The sequence below is a fragment of the Streptomyces sp. NPDC054757 genome (genome assembly GCF_053612185.1).
On the sequence record NZ_JBSHBW010000006.1, the window covers coordinates 136,076 to 151,649 of the forward strand.

Below are 15,574 nucleotides of genomic sequence, written 5' to 3' on the forward strand. Positions count from 1 at the left end.
GGGCCCCAGGATCGGCCCCGGACCCAGCCCGGTCTCAGAAGCCCCGCACCGGGGTGACGGTGCCCGCCAGCGGGCGGCCGGCTGCGAACCCGGCGACGTTGGCCTCGACCCGTTCGGCGAGCCCACGCCAGTACGAGGAGCGCGGGTTGGCGCAGTGCGGCGTGATCAGCGCGTTCTCCAGCCCCCACAGCTCATGTCCGGCGGGCAGCGGTTCGGGGTCGGTGACATCCAGTGCCGCTCCCCCGATCGTGCCGTTCTTCAGCGCGTCCACCAGATCAGCGGTGACGACCAGACCGCCTCTGGCGACATTGACCAGCCAGGCGTCCTGACGCATCAGGGCGAACTCCGCCGCCCCGAACATACCGCGGGTGTCGGGGGTCGCGGGCGCCGCACCCACCACGAAGTCCGCATCGGGCAGCACCTCCCGGAAGGCGGCACGCGGCACAGTACGCTCCGCGCCCGGGACCTCGCCGCGGTCGGAGACCGCCAGGATCCGGCAGCCGAACGGCTCCAGCAGCCGGATCAGTGAGCGGCCTATGCCGCCGCAGCCGACGACGGCGACGGCCGAACCGGCGAACTCCCGGGTGAGGTTGGCGCTCCACTCGCGGGACCGCGCCAGCCGGTGCAGCCCGCGCGCCGCCGCCAGCATCAGCGCGAGGGCGTGTTCCGCGACGGCCTCCCCGTACGAACCGGTGGCCGCGGTGAAGACCGGCTGCGCGCGGATCACTCCCGCGTCCGCCCAGCGCTCCACCCCCGCATGCGGCAACTGCACCCAGCGGATGCGTTCATGGAGCATTCCGTCCAGCTCGGCCGGGTCGTCGCTGCCGAAGTAGACGATGGCCTCGGCCTCCGCCAGGGGTACGGGCCGCCCGCCCCCGGCCCGTACCGCTTCGAGCAGTACGGGCACCGGCTCGGGGCCTACATGGACGGCGGGCGCTGCGCAGGTGGGCGCGGTCATCGTGGATCCTCCGGGAGTCGCGATCGGGGTATGCGGAAGGGGAGCGTCAGGGCAGGAACCCGAGATCCGCCGAGACCAGCCGGGCGCACCGGCGCACCTCGGGCAGCAGGCCGTGCAGTTCCGCACGGTCGGCCTGGGCGCGCAGCGCGGTGAGCGAGACGGCGGCCGTCACCTCGCCGTGGGCGTTGCGCACCGGGACGGCGACACAGTGCACGAACTCCTCGAACTCCCCGTCGTCCACGGCCCAGCCGCGTTCCAGGACCGCCGCCAGTTCGTCGTCGAGGGCGGCCCGGGTGGTGAGTGTGGTGGCGGTGTGGAGGGTGAATTCCCAGCCGTCGAGGAGCTGTTGGGTGTGGGCGGGCGGAAGGTGCGCGAGGATCGCCTTGCTCACGCCCGCCGTGTGGAGCGGTACGGCCCGGCCGATCCTGGCGTAGAGGCGGACCGGGCCGGGCGGCGAGACGCTGTCGATGTAGACGATCGAGTCGTCGCGGAGCGCGGCCAGATGCACGGTGTGGCCGGTGTGTTCCTGGAGCGCCGCGAGATGCGGCCGGGCGGTGTCGCGCAGCCCGAACTGACCGGACGAGCGGGCGGCGAGCGAGGCGAGCCGGGCGCCCGCGCCCCACCGGCCGTCGGGCAGGCGCCGGGCGAGGCCGCCGGCGTGCAGGGTCTGGAGCAGACGCAGGGCCGTGGTGCGGTGGACGCCGAGGCGTTCGGAGATGTCCGCGAGGGTGCGCGGGGACGCACTGGTGAACTCCACTATCTCCATGGCGCGTTGCACGGTCTGCGACATCCCCGGCCCCTTGTCTTCCGTCTGCCATCGGTCAGCCGTCGGCCTCCATGAGCACCCCGGCCGTTGACACGGGCGGCCCACACCCGCACCATTAGGCCGATCATAGCACCATTGGAATCCGGTGTGCATATGTCGCACACCGGCAGCCCGGACGGAGGGGGCCGATGAACCCCGATCAGGACAGCGCGGTCGGCAGGGACGACGGCGGCCTGGAGCACGACACGATGAGCCGGGTGACCAGGAGGCTGATGCCCCTGATCGTCATCTGCTACCTCGTCGCCTACATCGACCGTTCCAATCTGTCGGTCGCGGCCCTCACGATGAACCGGGCCATCGGGCTGACCGCGGCTCAGTTCGGGCTCGGCGCCAGTCTGTTCTTCGCCACCTATGTCGTCTTCGAGGTACCCAGCAATGTGCTGCTCGCCAGACTCGGCGCGCGCCGCTGGATCGCCCGCATCATGATCTCGTGGGGCGTCGTCTCCGGCTGTATGGCCCTGGTCGGGGGTGCGCAGTCCTTCTATCTCGTACGGCTGTTCCTCGGCGCCGCCGAGGCGGGCTTCACGCCGGGCATCATCTGGTACCTCGCCCGCTGGTTCCCCGTCAGCCACCGGGGCCGGGCGATGGGCCGCTTCTACGTGGGCGCCGCGCTCGCCACGGTCATCGGCTCCCCGCTCAGCGGTCTGGTCATGAAGATGGACGGCGTGCTCTCCACGCCGGGCTGGAAGTGGCTGTTCGTGGTCGAGGCGGTGCCCGCCGTACTGCTCGGGTTCATCGTCCTGAAGTCACTGACCGACACCCCGCAGGACGCCGCCTGGCTGCCCGAGCGCAACCGGCGCTGGCTCACCGACCGGCTCGACCAGGAGCGCGCCGAGGTCGCGGGGCGGCGCTCGGTCTCCGTACGCGAGGCGCTCACCAGTCCCGGGGTGCTGCTGCTCGCCCTCTTCTTCTTCCTCTACTCGTTCGACAGCATCGGTCTGACCCTGTGGATGCCGCAGGTGATCCAGGGCGGTTTCGGTGACCCGAGCGACTTCGTGACGACCCTGCTCACCGCGGTCCCCTATGCGCTGGCCGTGGTCGCCATGGTGGTCGTCGCACGCTCCGTCGACCGGCGCGGGAAGCACGCGCTGCACATGGCGGTGCCGATGGCCGTCTCGGGTGTGCTGCTCGTCGCGAGTGTGGCGGCGGGTCCGGGAGTGGCCGGCTTCTCGCGCTCTCCACCGGGGCGGCGTGGGCCGCGGTTCCCGCGCTCTGGGGCAGCGCGACGGCCTTCATGACCGGCGTCGCGGCGGCGGCCGGGGTCGCCTTCATCAATGCCTTCGCGAATGTCGCGGGGCTCGCGGTCACCCCGCTGATCGGTGTCGTCAAGGACGCCACCGGGTCCTTCGACGCGCCGCTGCTCGTGATCGCCGGCGCGATGCTGCTGGGTGCGGTGGTGGCGGTCGTGGCCGGCCGCTTCACCACGCCGGGCCGGCTGGCCGCCGAGACGTCGGAGGCCACCGGCGCCGATGCGGCGCCGGTGGCCGTGCGGTCCGAGGGCTGAGCCGCCGTAGGGCTGAGCCGCCGTAGGGCCCGGGCGCCGACCCGTCGTGCGGCCCGGGGCCGGACCGCCGTGCGTCCCGGAGCTGAGCCGTCAGCCGCCCAAGGCACAGGCCGAGCCGCCCTCCAGGAGCTGCTCGACCTCGCTGCGGGCGGCTTCCACGACCGCACTCACCGCACGGGCGGCATCCGCTGCGCGGCCCTCGGCGATGGCGTCGGCGACCTCCTGGTGGCGGCGGACCGTGTCCGTCTCCACCTGATCGGGCATCAGCAGCAGCTCCCGCCGCGCCACGAGCAGCTCTTCGGTCACCTCGGAGAGCTGGGCGAACATCCCATTGCCCGACGCGGTGAGCAGCGCCCGGTGGAACGCCGCGTCGGCCGCGATGAAGCCCCGGCTGTCCCCCGCGCGGGCCGCGCCGGCCATCGCCTGCGCATGCGCGCTCAGGGCGCGGCGTTCCCCGTCACCCGCGCCCGTCGCGGCGAGCGCGGCCGCCGACGGTTCCACCGCGGCCCGCAGCTCGGCCAGTTCGCGCAGCTGGGTCTCCCGGCGCGGGGAGGCCAGCCGCCAGCGGATGACCTGGGGGTCGTACAGATTCCAGTCGGTGACGGGCCGTACGGTGATGCCGACGCGGGGACGGCTGGTGACGACCCGCTTCGACTCCAGGACCCGTACGGCCTCCCGGGCCACGGTGCGGGAGACGCCGTACCGCTCCTGTACGTCCTCCAGGCGCAGCACCTCGCCCGCACGGATCTCCTCCGCCGCGAGCGACTGGCCGATCCGGTCGACCACCTGGCCGTGCAGGCCTTGAAGCTCCACGTCGTTCCCCGTCTGCCGATGTGTCCGGTCCGGTGTGGTCAGCGGGCTGCCGCGAGGCGGCCCAGGAGGGCGGCGATCCGCTCCCCCGCCGCCTGTGGCCCGCCCGATGTCAGTGCCGAGCCCATACCGCAGGCGACGGCACCGGCCGCGATCCACTCCGGTGCGTTCTCGATTGTCACACCTCCCGTGGGAATTACGGGCGCCTGGGGCAGCGCGGCCCGTACATCGCGCAGCCAGGACGGCTCCACCGCCGATGCGGGGAAGAGCTTCAGGGCGTCGGCGCCCTCCTCCAGGGCCCGCACCATTTCGGTCGGGGTGGTCACGCCGGGGAGGACGGGGACGCCGTAGCGGTGTCCGGTACGGATGACCTCCGGGTGGAGGCTGGGCGAGACCAGGAAGCGGGCGCCCGCCTCGACGGCCGCCCGCGCCGCGGCCGCGTCGAGCACGGTGCCCGCTCCGATCAGGGCGCCGGGGCGCCGTCCGGTCAGCCGGGCCACCGCGCTCAGCACGCCCGGCGTCGTGAGGGCGACCTCCACCGCGTGCAGCCCGGCGTCGAGTACGGCGTCGGCGGCGGCGACCGCCTCATCGGGGCCGGCGGTGCGGACGATGCCGAAGACGCGCTGAGCCGTGACGGCCCGGACGGTCTCCCAGCGGTACATGTGGTCCATGGTGTGTTGCTCCTGGGAAGAAGAGACGACTGACGAGAGGGGTACGGAACGGTCCTGGGAACGACGGTCAGCGGTGGACGGCCTCGGCGCCGCCGGAGAACGCGGCGAGCGCCCGGTCAAGACCCGTCCGGCCGGGCAGCCCGTCGGTGTCTGTGACGCACTGCACGACGAGCGCCGCCACGGCGGCAGCCGTCCGCAGACACACGTCGTACGGCTCGGAGCGCAGCACCCCGGAGAGGAACCCGGCGGCGAACGCGTCCCCCGCGCCCACCGGGTCGGTCACCGGGACCCGGAAGGCCGGCTGCTCCCACGCCCCGTCCGCCGTACGGCAGGAGGCCGACTTGTCGCGGTGCTTGACCACCACGGTCCGCACCCCGGCCGCCAGCAGCCGCTCCGGGCCCGTCCCGCCGAGCACCTCCAGCTCGTCCTCGCCGGCGAGGACCAGGTCTGCCCGGTCCAGGAGCGGCCCGACGACCTCGCGCCACCGCTGCGGACTGCCGAGTTTCAGCCGTACGTTCGGATCGAAGGAGACCGTGGCCCCCGCCTCGTGCGCCAGCTCGAAGAGCCGGAGCGTGGCGAGGTGTGCGGAGTCCGAGAGCATCGGGGTGATGCCGGTGAGGTGGACGATGCCCGCGCCGCCCAGCATCTCCCGGGTCAGCCCTTCGGGCCCGAGGAGCGAAGCGGCGGAGCCCGCCCGGTGGTACTGCACGTCGATCGCCCTCGCCGGGTGGCTGTCGCGCAGCAGCAGCCCGGTGGGCGCGCCGGGGTCAGTCCCGGCGTACGAGGTGTCGATGCCGTCGGCCCGCAGCTGGGCCAGTACCGCCCGCCCGGCCGGATCGTCGCCGACCCGGCCGAGCCAGCGCACCGGGTGGCCGAGCCTGGCCAGACCGGCCGCGACATTGGACTCCGCGCCCGCGACCGAACGCCGGAAGGCGGTGGCCCGCTCCAGCGGGATGCCGGGCTCGGCGACCATCAGCAGCATCGCCTCCCCGCAGGTGACGACCCCGGTCCCGTTCATCGTGCCAACTCCGGTATCAGAGAGGAGAATTCCGCGCAGAAGCGGTCGATCATGCGCAGTTCCTCCTGGTCGAGGCGGTGCCCGGGAGCCCGGCAGTGCGCCGAGCCGAACCAGCCGCGGCGCACCGAGATCTCCTTCTCCGCGGCGACGATCAGCTCCACGTTCTGCATCCAGTACGAGAGAAAGGGCGTCATCCGGGTGTGCAGGGCGGCACATCCGTCCTCGTCGCCGGCCTCCCAGCGGCGCCACAGCTCGACGTACAGCTCGGTGAAGGAGCAGCCGGGCTGCACTCCGACCGCGCCGCGCCGCAGTGCGTCCGGCAGTTGGAGACCCGCGTAGCCGACGAGCGCGGGCAGCGGCCGCTCACCCGCCGCGAGGGCCGCGATGAAGCGGCCGGGTGGCGCGGACTCGACCTTCACCCAGCGCAGGTTGGCGTGCTCGGCCGCGAGCCGGTGCAGGGTCGGGGCGTCCAGAGCGGTCCCGGTCTGCGCGGGGGCGTACTGCAGGACGACCGGCAGCGGATCGACCGCGGCGAGCACCGCCCGTACATGGGCCAGTACGGCTTCGCGTGAAGGGCCGAGGAAATGCGGTGGCAGCAGATTGAGCGCGTCGGCGCCGCGCCCGGCGGCGGACTCGGCCTGGGCGACCGCATGCCGGGTCGCATGGTCGGGCACCGACACGATGGCGGCGACGCCGGGCTCGTCCCGGGTGCGGCCGAGCAGCAGCCCGGTGAGCAACTCCCTCTCAGCGCCGTCCAGTTTGTGGAACTCTCCGGCGAATCCGGGGAACATCACCGAGCTGACCCCGGTGGCCAGCACCCGGTCGACCACGGTCGTGAAGCCTTCCGGGTCCAGCTCGCCGTTGTCGTGGAAGGGCACTTCGAGCACGGGCGAGACACCGCGCACCAGGGCCTCTGCGTTCTTGGGCGTGCCCGTCCTTGGCGTACCAGTCCTGGCTGCGCCGGCCCTGGCCTTGTCGGCCGTGGACGTACCGGCCTCGGGTGTGTCGGTCATGGCGAACAGCTCCTCAGAAGGCGTGGCGCGGCGGGGCGGAGTCGGTGGAGCCGACCAGGAAGTCCAGGTCGACACCGGTGTCCGCCTGGGTCACATGCTGGGTGTAGAGGTAGGTCCAGCCGCGTTCGGCGGGCGGTTCGGGCGCTGTCCACCCGTCCCTGCGCCGCTCCAGCTCGGCATCGTCCACCAGGACGTCGAGACGGCGGCCCGGGACGTCGAGACGGACCCGGTCCCCGGTGCGTACGAGGGCGAGCGGGCCGCCCACGGCCGCCTCGGGTGCCACATGCAGCACACAGGCACCGAATGCGGTCCCCGACATCCGGGCGTCGGAGATCCGGACCATGTCCCGCACACCCGCGTCGAGCAGCTTCTTCGGCAGGGCGAGATTGCCCACCTCCGGCATCCCGGGGTAGCCCCGGGGGCCGGTGTTCCGTACGACGAGCACCGTGTCGGCCGTGACATCGAGGTCCGGGTCCTCGACGACCTCCAGATAGGCGTCGAGCGAGTCGAAGACCAGGGCCGGACCGGTATGGCTGAGCAGCCGCGGGTCAGCCGCGGACTGCTTGACGACGGCGCCGTCCGGGGCGAGATTGCCGTGCAGCACGGCCGTACCACTGCCCGCGGGCAGCACCGGGTCAGCGAAGGGCCGGATGACCTCGCGGTCGTACACCTCGGCACCCGCGCAGTTCTCCAGGAGCGAGCGGCCGGTCACCGTGACGGTGTCGGGGTGGAGGTGTTCGCGCAGCTGGTTGATGAGGGCGGGCAGCCCGCCCGCGTAGGCGAACTCCTCCATCAGGAAGCGGCCGGACGGCATCAGATCGATCAGCAGCGGGAGTTCGGCGCCCAGCCGGTCGAAGTCGCCGAGGGTGAGCGGCACGCCCAGGCGTCCCGCGATGGCGAGCAGATGCACCACCGCGTTGGTGGAACCGCCGATGGCCGCGTTGACGCGGACGGCGTTCTCGAAGGCCGCACGCGTCATGATCCGCTGCGGGGTGAGGCCGCTGGTCGCCAGCTCCACGGCGCGGGCTCCGGTCTCCTCGGCGAGCGTGCCGCGCCGGGCGTCGACCGCGGGCAGGCCCGAGCCGCCGGGGACCATCATGCCCAGGGCCTCGGTCAGACAGGCCATGGTGGACGCGGTGCCCATGGTCATGCAGTGGCCGGCCGAGCGGTTCAGCGATGACTCGAATTCGGTGAACTCCTCCTGGGTGATGGTCCCGGCCCGCAGCTCCTCCGTCATCCGCCAGATATCGGTGCCGGAGCCCACGGCTCGGCCCTGGAAGCGGCCGTTGAGCATCGGGCCGCCGGTGAAGACCATCGCGGGCACGCCCGCGCTGGCCGCCCCCATCAGGGCGGCGGGGGTCGTCTTGTCGCAGCCGGTGAGCAGGACGACGGCATCGATGGGGTTGGCCCGTATCTGCTCCTCTATCTCCATCGCGGCCAGATTGCGGTAGAGCATGGAGGTCGGGCGCAGGAACGGCTCGCCGAGCGACATCGCAGGGAATTCGAGCGGAAAGCCCCCGGCCTGGAGCACCCCGCGCTTCACCGCCTCCGCGATGAGCTGGAGATGGCCGTTGCAGGGCGTCAGCTCGGAGAAGGTGTTGCAGATGCCGATGACCGGGCGGCCGTCGAAATTGTGGCCGCCGCGCCCCATGGCCCGCAGATGATGGCGGGCGATGAAGCCGTTCTTGCCGCCGTCCCCGAACCAGGCGGCGCTGCGTAGCTGCGGTGCCATGTGGTGGTCCTTTCAGTGTGGTGAGCCTGTGCTGGGCCATATGCCGGTGCTGTGTCGTGATCCGTGCTGGGCCGTGATCCGTGCGGTGGGCAGCGGCTGTGACCTAGTCGTGTCCCGCCGCCCCTTAATGGTGCTATCAAATCACGATACGGTCCAGGCGTGTCCGGAGGACGCGTCGGAAGGGTCGATGATGACCAGCGCACCCAGGAGGAAAGCCATGGAGACCACGACGGAACGCACCACGATGAAGGCGGTGACCTGGCGGCTGATGCCGTTCCTGGTCCTGCTCTATCTGGTCGCCTATGTGGACCGCTCGAACATCGGCTTCGCCAAGCTGACCCTCCAGAGCGAACTGGGCCTGTCCAACGCCGCGTTCACCCTCGGCCAGGTGTGTTTCTTCGTCGCCTACGCGATCTTCGAGGTGCCCAGCAACATCTTCCTCGAACGGTTCGGGGCCCGCCGCTGGTTCGCCCGCATCCTGATCAGCTGGGGCCTGGTCACCGCCCTCACCGCGCTGGTCAGCAGCGGCTGGCAGTTCTACACCGCCCGCTTTCTGCTGGGCGCGGCCGAGGCCGGCTTCTATCCGGGGGTCCTCTACTTCCTGACCAAGTGGTATCCGTACCGCTACCGCGCCCGGATGACGGGCTGGTTCATGATGTCCACCCCGCTCGCCTTCATCATCGGGAACCCGCTGATGGGCGCGCTCGGCGGTCTCGATGGCGTGCTCGGCCTCAAGGGCTGGCAGTGGATCTTCGTCGCGACCGGTGTGCCCGCGGTGCTCCTCGGCTTCGTGACCCTGCGCGTCCTGCCCGGCGGCCCCGAGGAGACCGGCTGGCTCAGGACCGGCCAGAAGGAGTGGATCGCCACCGAACTGGCTGCCGAGAGCACCGCGCTGGACGGGGCCCACGAGTCCCCGCTGCGGACCCTCCGGGACAGGCGCGTGGTCCTGATGTCCCTGTACTACCTGTGCTTCCCGCTCGGTGCCTACGGGCTGAGCTTCTGGCTGCCGACGATCGTGGACGGTTTCGGCGGTCTGTCCGGGACCGCCGTAGGTTTCGTCACCGCGGTCCCGTACGTCTTCGTGGCCATCGGCCTGTACGCCGTGCCCAAGCTCGCCGACCGCAGCGGCTCCCGCTACCCGTGGATCGCCGGGACCGCCGCCGTCGGCGCCCTCGGCCTCGCGGGCTCCGCGCTGGTCCCCTCCGGCGCCCATGTGCTCCAGATGGCCTTCATCAGCCTCGCGGCGATGTGCATCTTCGCCGGTCAGCCGGTGCTCTGGTCCCTGCCGTCACGGTTTCTGACCGGGGTGCAGGCCGCCTCCGGCATCGCCATGATCAACGCCGTCGGCAACCTCGGCGGCGGCTTCGGCCCGATGGGCATCGGCGTGATCGTGGACCGCACCGGGTCCGCGGTCGCCGGACTGTGGTTCCTGGTCGCCGCGATGGCGGTGGCCGCGGTGGCCACGTACGGGATCAGGCGGCTGATCGAGAACGGCCGGGTCGTCGCACACACCCCGGGCGCAACGGTGGACAGCGACGCGTAGCCGGTCCCCCCGAGCCGGGGGAACGGCCCCGTTCCCGTCCCCCCGCTCCCACCGGTCCGCGTTGCCGAACCGGATCCGTCAGGTGAGGCTGATGACGGGAACCGAGAGCCGCAGGAGGCAACGATGGGGATCCGCAGGCTGGTCCGGGACTGGCCCGTCTACCGGCAGCTCACCGGCTCCGACCCGCTCGGCCGGGGCAGCGCAGCCGCCTCTCCCCGTACCGCCGGCCTCCGGGCCCGAACCGAGACCGCGGACCGTGTCGTCAAGTCGGTCTGTCCCTACTGCGCGGTCGGCTGCGGCCAGCAGGTGTACGTCACGGACGACGCCGTCGTGCAGATCGAGGGCGACCCCGAATCCCCCGTCAGCCGGGGCCGGCTGTGCCCCAAGGGCTCGGCGACCCTCCAGCTCACCACGGGTGACGCCCGCCGCCACGAAGTCCTGTACCGCCGTCCGTACGCCACCGAGTGGGAGCGGCTGGACCTGGAGACGGCCATGGACATGGTCGCGGAGCGGGTGGTGGAGACCCGGCGCCGCACCTGGGAGTGGGAGTTCGACGGACTGCGGACCGCACGGACACTGGGGATCGCGAGTCTCGGGGGCGCCACCCTCGACAACGAGGAGAACTACCTCATCAAGAAGCTGCTGACCGGTCTGGGCGTCGTGCAGGTGGAGAACCAGGCGCGCGTCTGCCACAGCTCCACCGTGGCGGGGCTCGGGACGTCGTTCGGGCGGGGCGGCGCCACCACCTTCATGCAGGACCTCCAGCACGCCGACTGCATCGTCATCCAGGGCTCGAACTACGCCGAGGCCCACCCGGTGGGCTTCCAGTGGGTGATGGAGGCCAAGGCGCGCGGCGCGAAGGTGATCCATGTGGACCCGCGGTTCACCCGGACGAGCGCCCTCGCCGATCTGCATGTCCCCATCCGCGCGGGCAGCGACATCGCCTTCCTCGGCGCCGTCATCAACCACGTACTGACCGAGGAGAAGGACTTCCGCGAGTACGTCCTCTCGTACACCAACGCGGCCACGCTGGTCAGCGAGGACTTCCGGGACACCGAGGACCTGGACGGCGTCTTCTCCGGCCTGGACGAGGAGGCCCACCGCTACACACCCGCGAGCTGGCAGTACGAGGGCGCGCAGGTGCAGGCCCCGGCCGGCGACCCCGACCAGCAGTACGCGGCGCGGGAGGAGCGCCCCGACACCGGCCGGCGGCTCGGCGAGGCGGGCGGGTCGGAGGCGCACGGCTCGGGCGGCGCGCAGACCCGCGCGAGCGCTCCCCGTGACGAGACGCTCCAGCACCCCCGGTGCGTCTACCAGGTGCTGAAGCGCCACTACGCCCGTTACACACCCGAACTGGTCGAGCAGACCTGCGGTGTCCCCCGCGAGACGTTCCTTGAGGTCTGCGAGGCCCTCACATCGAACTCGGGACGCGACCGCACCAGCGCCTTCTGCTACGCGGTCGGCTGGACCCAGCACACCGTGGGCTCGCAGTACATCCGCGCGGCCAGTGTCCTCCAGCTCCTCCTCGGCAACATCGGCCGGCCGGGCGGTGGCATCCAGGCGCTGCGCGGGCACGCCTCCATCCAGGGGTCGAGCGACATCCCCACCCTCTTCAACCTGCTGCCGGGCTATCTGCCCATGCCGCACGCACACGCCCACGAGAACCTGGACGCCTTCGTCGACGCGACCAGGACCGACAAGGGCTTCTGGGGCGACATGCGGGCCTACTTCGTCAGCCTCCTCAAGGCGTACTACGGGGAAGCGGCCACCGCCGACAACGACTTCTGCTTCGGCCACCTGCCGCGGCTCACCGGCTCCCACGCCACGTACGACACCGTGCTCGCGCAGCTGGAGGGGGTCTGCAAGGGCTACTTCCTGATGGGCGAGAACCCGGCCGTCGGATCGGCCAACACACGTCTCCAGCGGCTCGGGATGGCCAATCTGGAGTGGCTCGTGGTGCGGGACTTCTCGCTGATCGAGTCGGCGACCTGGTGGAAGGACGGCCCCGAGACCGAGACCGGGGAACTCCGCACGGAGGACATCGCCACGGAGGTGTTCTTCTTCCCCGCCGCGGCGCACACCGAGAAGTCCGGTTCGTTCACCAACACCAACCGCTGGGTGCAGTGGCACCACGCCGCCGTGGAACCCGGCGGCGACGCACGCAGCGACCTGTGGTTCACGTACCACCTCGGACGGCGCATCAAGGAACGGCTCGCGGGGTCGGCCGACCCGGCGGACCGGCCCGTCCAGGACCTCACCTGGGACTACCCCGTCGAGGGTGATCTCGCCGAGCCCTCCGCCGAAGCCGTGCTGGCCGAGATCAACGGACACGCGGCCGACGGCTCCCCGCTGAGCGCCTACACCCAGCTCAGGGACGACGGTTCCACCCGGTGCGGCTGCTGGATCTACTGCGGGGTCCGGGCCGGCGGCGTCAACCAGGCGGCCCGCAGGAAGCCCCACACCGAGCAGGACTGGGTGGCCGCCGAGTGGGCCTGGGCATGGCCGGCGAACCGGCGCATCCTCTACAACCGCGCGTCGGCCGCCCCCGACGGGACGCCCTGGAGCGAGCGGAAGGCCTATGTGTGGTGGGACGAGGCCCGGCGCTCCTGGACCGGTCACGACGTCCCGGACTTCATCGCCGACCGGGCGCCCGGCCATGTGCCGCCGGACGGGGCGACCGGCCCGGACGCGCTGCGCGGTGACGACCCGTTCATCATGCAGGCGGACGGCAAGGGGTGGCTCTACGCCCCCGCGGGCCTGGAGGACGGCCCGATGCCGACCCACTACGAGCCCCAGGACTCGCCCTTCCCGAACGCACTCCATCCGAACGTTCCCAGATCGCCCGTGCGCCGTCTGATGCCGCACGAGGGCAACCGCTACCACCCGAGCGGCGACGAGCCGGGCGCCCGGGTGTATCCGTACGTGGTGACGACCCACCGCCTCACGGAGCACTTCACGGCGGGTGGTATGAGCCGCTGGTCGCCCTATCTCGCTGAGCTGCAACCGGAGTTCTTCTGCGAGGTCTCCCCCGAACTGGCCGCCGAGCGAGGGCTGCGGAACGGCGGCTGGGCCACCATCATCACCGCCCGCAACGCCGTGGAGGCGCGGGTGCTGGTGACGCGTCGGATCAGGCCCCTCACCGTCCACGGCCGCACGGTCCACCAGATCGGGCTGCCCTTCCACTGGGGCCCGAACGGGGTGGCCACCGGGGACGCCGCCAACGAACTCGTCGCGATGTCGCTCGACCCGAACGCCCACATCCAGGAGGACAAGGCCCTGACCGCCGACATCATCGAGGGCCGCAGACCACGCGGGCCCGCGCTGCCGAAGCTGGTGGAGGAGTACCGGGTCAGGGCGGGCATCACGGACCGCACCGGAACGGAGACCGTCAAGTGACCGAGGTGACCGGCCAGTCACGCCATCTGCTCAGCGGCCCCGAGCCGGACCCGGCCCGGGACGCGGGGCACGACGACGCACCGCCCCGCGTCGGGTTCTTCACCGACACCTCCGTGTGCATCGGCTGCAAGGCCTGCGAGGTGGCGTGCAAGGAGTGGAACGCGATTCCCGAGGACGGCATCGCGCTGTCCGGGATGAGCTACGACAACACCCTCGGGCTCGGGGCGTCCACCTGGCGCCATGTCGCCTTCATCGAGCAGCCGGTGCCGTCGCCCGAAGGACGCACCGAACTGCCCCTGCTCGGCACGGAGACTCCCCCCGCGGCGGCTCAACGCGGAGCGGAACAGCCCGCTCCGGGAGACGGGGTGCGCTGGCTGATGTCGTCGGACGTCTGCAAGCACTGCACCCACGCCGCCTGTCTGGACGTCTGCCCGACCGGTTCCCTCTTCCGCACGGAGTTCGGCACGGTCGTCGTCCAGGAGGACATCTGCAACGGCTGCGGTTACTGCGTACCCGCCTGTCCGTACGGCGTGATCGAGCAACGCCCCACCGACGGACGGGCGTTCAAGTGCACGATGTGCTACGACCGGCTCGGCGCCGGGCAGGAGCCCGCCTGCGCCAAGGCCTGCCCGACGGAATCCATCCAGTTCGGGCCGCTCGACGAGCTGCGGGAGCGGGCGGCACTGCGCGTCGGCCAGCTGCACGAGGCGGGCGTGACCGACGCCCGGCTCTACGGCGACGACCCCGGGGACGGAGTCGGCGGTGACGGGGCGTTCTTCCTCCTGCTCGACGAACCCGAGGTGTACGGGCTTCCGCCGGCGCCCGTCGTCACCACCCGCGATCTGCCCGCCATGTGGAAGCACGCCGCGACCGCCGCACTCTCCCTCGCCGGCGGTGTGGCCGTGTCGTTCGCTGCCGCGGCGGCGGCCGGCAGAAAGGCCGTGCCGTTCGCGGCGACGGCCGGAAGGAAGGCCCGCCGATGAACGGCTCCGACGTGACCAGGGACGGCACCCACGGGGAGCGCCCCGGCCGCACCGCGTCCCCGCGCGGTCTCCAGCCGGACGGCGGGCGCCGTGGCGGCCGCAGGCGGCGGGGCGAGGAACTCATGGTGCCGCGCGCCGAGTTCGACTCGTACTACGGGCGGCCGGTCATCAAGGCGCCGTCCTGGTCGGCGACGGACATCGCCGGGTACTTCTTCTTCGGCGGTCTCGCGGGTGCTGGGTCGGTGATGGCGGCCGCGGCCCAGGCGACAGGCCGCACCACCATGACGAGGGCCATGAAGCTCTCCTCCGTCGGAGCGCTCTCGCTCTCCACCGCCGCGCTCATCCACGACCTCGGCAGGCCCGGCCGTTTCCACCACATGCTGCGCGTGTTCAAGCCGACCTCCCCGATGAGCGTCGGCTCCTGGCTGCTCGCCGGATACGGCTCCTGCGCGGGCGCGGCCGCCGCGACTTCGGTGACCAGGAGACTGCCGGCCGCGGGTGCGGCGGCGACGGGCGGCGCCGCGCTCCTGGGGCCTGCCGTGGCCGCCTACACGGCGGTGCTCGCGGCGGACACCGCCGTACCCGCGTGGCACGGCGCCCACCGTGAACTGCCCTACGTCTTCGTGGCATCGGCGACGGCGGCCGCATCGGGCATGGCCCTCGCGGTGTCGCCGGTCCATGAGACGGCTCCCGCCCGGTGTGCGGCCGTCCTGGCGGCGGTCGCCGATGTGACCTCGATGAGACTGGCGGAGCGCCGGCTCGGCATGGTCGCCGAGACCTACCGCACCGGCCGCGCGGGCACCCTGCTGCGGGCCGCGCGCGGCCTCACCGTCGGCGGGGCGGCCTGCGCCGCGCTCATCGGGCACCGGAGCCGCCCCGCCGCACTGGGCGCGGGTGCGCTGCTGCTCGCGGGCTCGGCCTGCACCCGGTTCGGCGTCTTCGCCGCCGGTATCGCCTCTGCCGAGGACCCCGCGTACACGGTGGTACCTCAGCGCGAAAGGCTGCGCCAGGAAGAAGCAGCCGGGAAAGGAGCCAGGATGCGGACCGACAAGCTCGGGATCTATCTGAACGATCACCTCATGGGTGCCTCGGCGGGCACCCGGCTCGCCCGGCGTATCGC

Annotated in this window: 12 protein-coding genes and 1 pseudogene; 6 read left to right on the forward strand and 7 right to left on the reverse strand. The window is 72.0% G+C overall.

All coding sequences use genetic code 11. From position 1 onward, the window contains the following. Positions 1–34: 34 nt before the first annotated feature. Positions 35–958 (reverse strand): D-isomer specific 2-hydroxyacid dehydrogenase family protein, encoded by a 924-nt coding sequence (locus tag ACWGKJ_RS10985; RefSeq protein WP_385025101.1) that lies wholly within the window; start codon positions 956–958, stop codon positions 35–37. A 46-nt stretch (positions 959–1,004) separates the two neighbouring features. Then, positions 1,005–1,748: an IclR family transcriptional regulator gene (locus tag ACWGKJ_RS10990; protein WP_385025104.1), complete on the reverse strand. Its 744-nt coding sequence runs from the start codon at positions 1,746–1,748 to the stop codon at positions 1,005–1,007. 164 nt (positions 1,749–1,912) lie between these two features. Here ACWGKJ_RS10990 and ACWGKJ_RS10995 point away from each other — a divergent pair, with 164 nt between their 5' ends. Continuing rightward, positions 1,913–3,022, forward strand: a complete 1,110-nt coding sequence (locus ACWGKJ_RS10995) for an MFS transporter (protein WP_385025107.1) — start codon at positions 1,913–1,915, stop codon at positions 3,020–3,022. Next, entirely contained in the window at positions 3,019–3,288 is a 270-nt protein-coding gene (locus ACWGKJ_RS11000) for a hypothetical protein (protein WP_385025110.1), read from the forward strand. Before ACWGKJ_RS10995 ends, ACWGKJ_RS11000 begins: the two co-directional genes overlap by 4 nt. Before the next feature lie 90 nt (positions 3,289–3,378). On the opposite strand, the gene ACWGKJ_RS11005 is transcribed toward ACWGKJ_RS11000, so the two are convergent. The 5 genes from ACWGKJ_RS11005 to ACWGKJ_RS11025 form a co-directional block, all read right to left on the reverse strand. After that, positions 3,379–4,101, reverse strand: coding sequence for a FadR/GntR family transcriptional regulator (locus ACWGKJ_RS11005; protein WP_385025113.1), 723 nt, complete (start codon positions 4,099–4,101; stop codon positions 3,379–3,381). Positions 4,102–4,139: 38 nt separating this feature from the next. Next, complete coding sequence (locus ACWGKJ_RS11010; RefSeq protein ID WP_385025134.1) at positions 4,140–4,760, reverse strand: bifunctional 4-hydroxy-2-oxoglutarate aldolase/2-dehydro-3-deoxy-phosphogluconate aldolase; 621 nt, start codon at positions 4,758–4,760, stop codon at positions 4,140–4,142. Between the two features lie 76 nt (positions 4,761–4,836). Beyond that, entirely contained in the window at positions 4,837–5,787 is a 951-nt protein-coding gene (locus ACWGKJ_RS11015) for a sugar kinase (protein ID WP_385025116.1), read from the reverse strand. Continuing rightward, positions 5,784–6,800, reverse strand: coding sequence for a dihydrodipicolinate synthase family protein (locus ACWGKJ_RS11020; RefSeq protein WP_385025119.1), 1,017 nt, complete (start codon positions 6,798–6,800; stop codon positions 5,784–5,786). Before ACWGKJ_RS11020 ends, ACWGKJ_RS11015 begins: the two co-directional genes overlap by 4 nt. Positions 6,801–6,813: 13 nt before the next feature. Next, positions 6,814–8,532, reverse strand: a complete 1,719-nt coding sequence (locus ACWGKJ_RS11025) for an IlvD/Edd family dehydratase (protein ID WP_385025122.1) — start codon at positions 8,530–8,532, stop codon at positions 6,814–6,816. A 217-nt stretch (positions 8,533–8,749) separates the two neighbouring features. Here ACWGKJ_RS11025 and ACWGKJ_RS11030 point away from each other — a divergent pair, with 217 nt between their 5' ends. The 4 genes and pseudogenes from ACWGKJ_RS11030 to nrfD all read left to right on the forward strand — a co-directional run. Continuing rightward, a complete protein-coding gene (locus ACWGKJ_RS11030) occupies positions 8,750–10,075 on the forward strand; it encodes an MFS transporter (RefSeq protein ID WP_385025125.1) in 1,326 nt (441 codons plus the stop codon). Between the two features lie 123 nt (positions 10,076–10,198). After that, positions 10,199–13,471, forward strand: a complete 3,273-nt coding sequence (gene fdh / locus ACWGKJ_RS11035) for a formate dehydrogenase (protein WP_385025128.1) — start codon at positions 10,199–10,201, stop codon at positions 13,469–13,471. Then, entirely contained in the window at positions 13,468–14,454 is a 987-nt protein-coding gene (locus ACWGKJ_RS11040; protein ID WP_385025131.1) for a 4Fe-4S dicluster domain-containing protein, read from the forward strand. The genes fdh and ACWGKJ_RS11040 overlap by 4 nt, the downstream gene beginning before the upstream one ends. After that, positions 14,451–15,461: pseudogene (gene nrfD, locus ACWGKJ_RS11045) on the forward strand (NrfD/PsrC family molybdoenzyme membrane anchor subunit); the annotation flags it as partial. The gene ACWGKJ_RS11040 and the pseudogene nrfD, both read left to right, overlap by 4 nt. Between the last annotated feature and the right edge of the window lie 113 nt (positions 15,462–15,574).

Excerpts from the sequence above, each read along its gene's own strand:
- ACWGKJ_RS11010 (WP_385025134.1), bottom strand. The coding sequence starts at position 4,760 with ATGTACCGCTGGGAGACCGTCCGGGCCGTCACGGCTCAGCGCGTCTTC.
- ACWGKJ_RS11000 (WP_385025110.1), top strand. The coding sequence starts at position 3,019 with ATGACCGGCGTCGCGGCGGCGGCCGGGGTCGCCTTCATCAATGCCTTC.
- ACWGKJ_RS11020 (WP_385025119.1), bottom strand. The coding sequence starts at position 6,800 with ATGACCGACACACCCGAGGCCGGTACGTCCACGGCCGACAAGGCCAGG.
- fdh (WP_385025128.1), top strand. The coding sequence starts at position 10,199 with ATGGGGATCCGCAGGCTGGTCCGGGACTGGCCCGTCTACCGGCAGCTC.
- ACWGKJ_RS10990 (WP_385025104.1), bottom strand. The coding sequence starts at position 1,748 with ATGTCGCAGACCGTGCAACGCGCCATGGAGATAGTGGAGTTCACCAGT.
- ACWGKJ_RS10995 (WP_385025107.1), top strand. The coding sequence starts at position 1,913 with ATGAACCCCGATCAGGACAGCGCGGTCGGCAGGGACGACGGCGGCCTG.
- ACWGKJ_RS10985 (WP_385025101.1), bottom strand. The coding sequence starts at position 958 with ATGACCGCGCCCACCTGCGCAGCGCCCGCCGTCCATGTAGGCCCCGAG.
- ACWGKJ_RS11030 (WP_385025125.1), top strand. The coding sequence starts at position 8,750 with ATGGAGACCACGACGGAACGCACCACGATGAAGGCGGTGACCTGGCGG.
- ACWGKJ_RS11025 (WP_385025122.1), bottom strand. The coding sequence starts at position 8,532 with ATGGCACCGCAGCTACGCAGCGCCGCCTGGTTCGGGGACGGCGGCAAG.
- ACWGKJ_RS11015 (WP_385025116.1), bottom strand. The coding sequence starts at position 5,787 with ATGAACGGGACCGGGGTCGTCACCTGCGGGGAGGCGATGCTGCTGATG.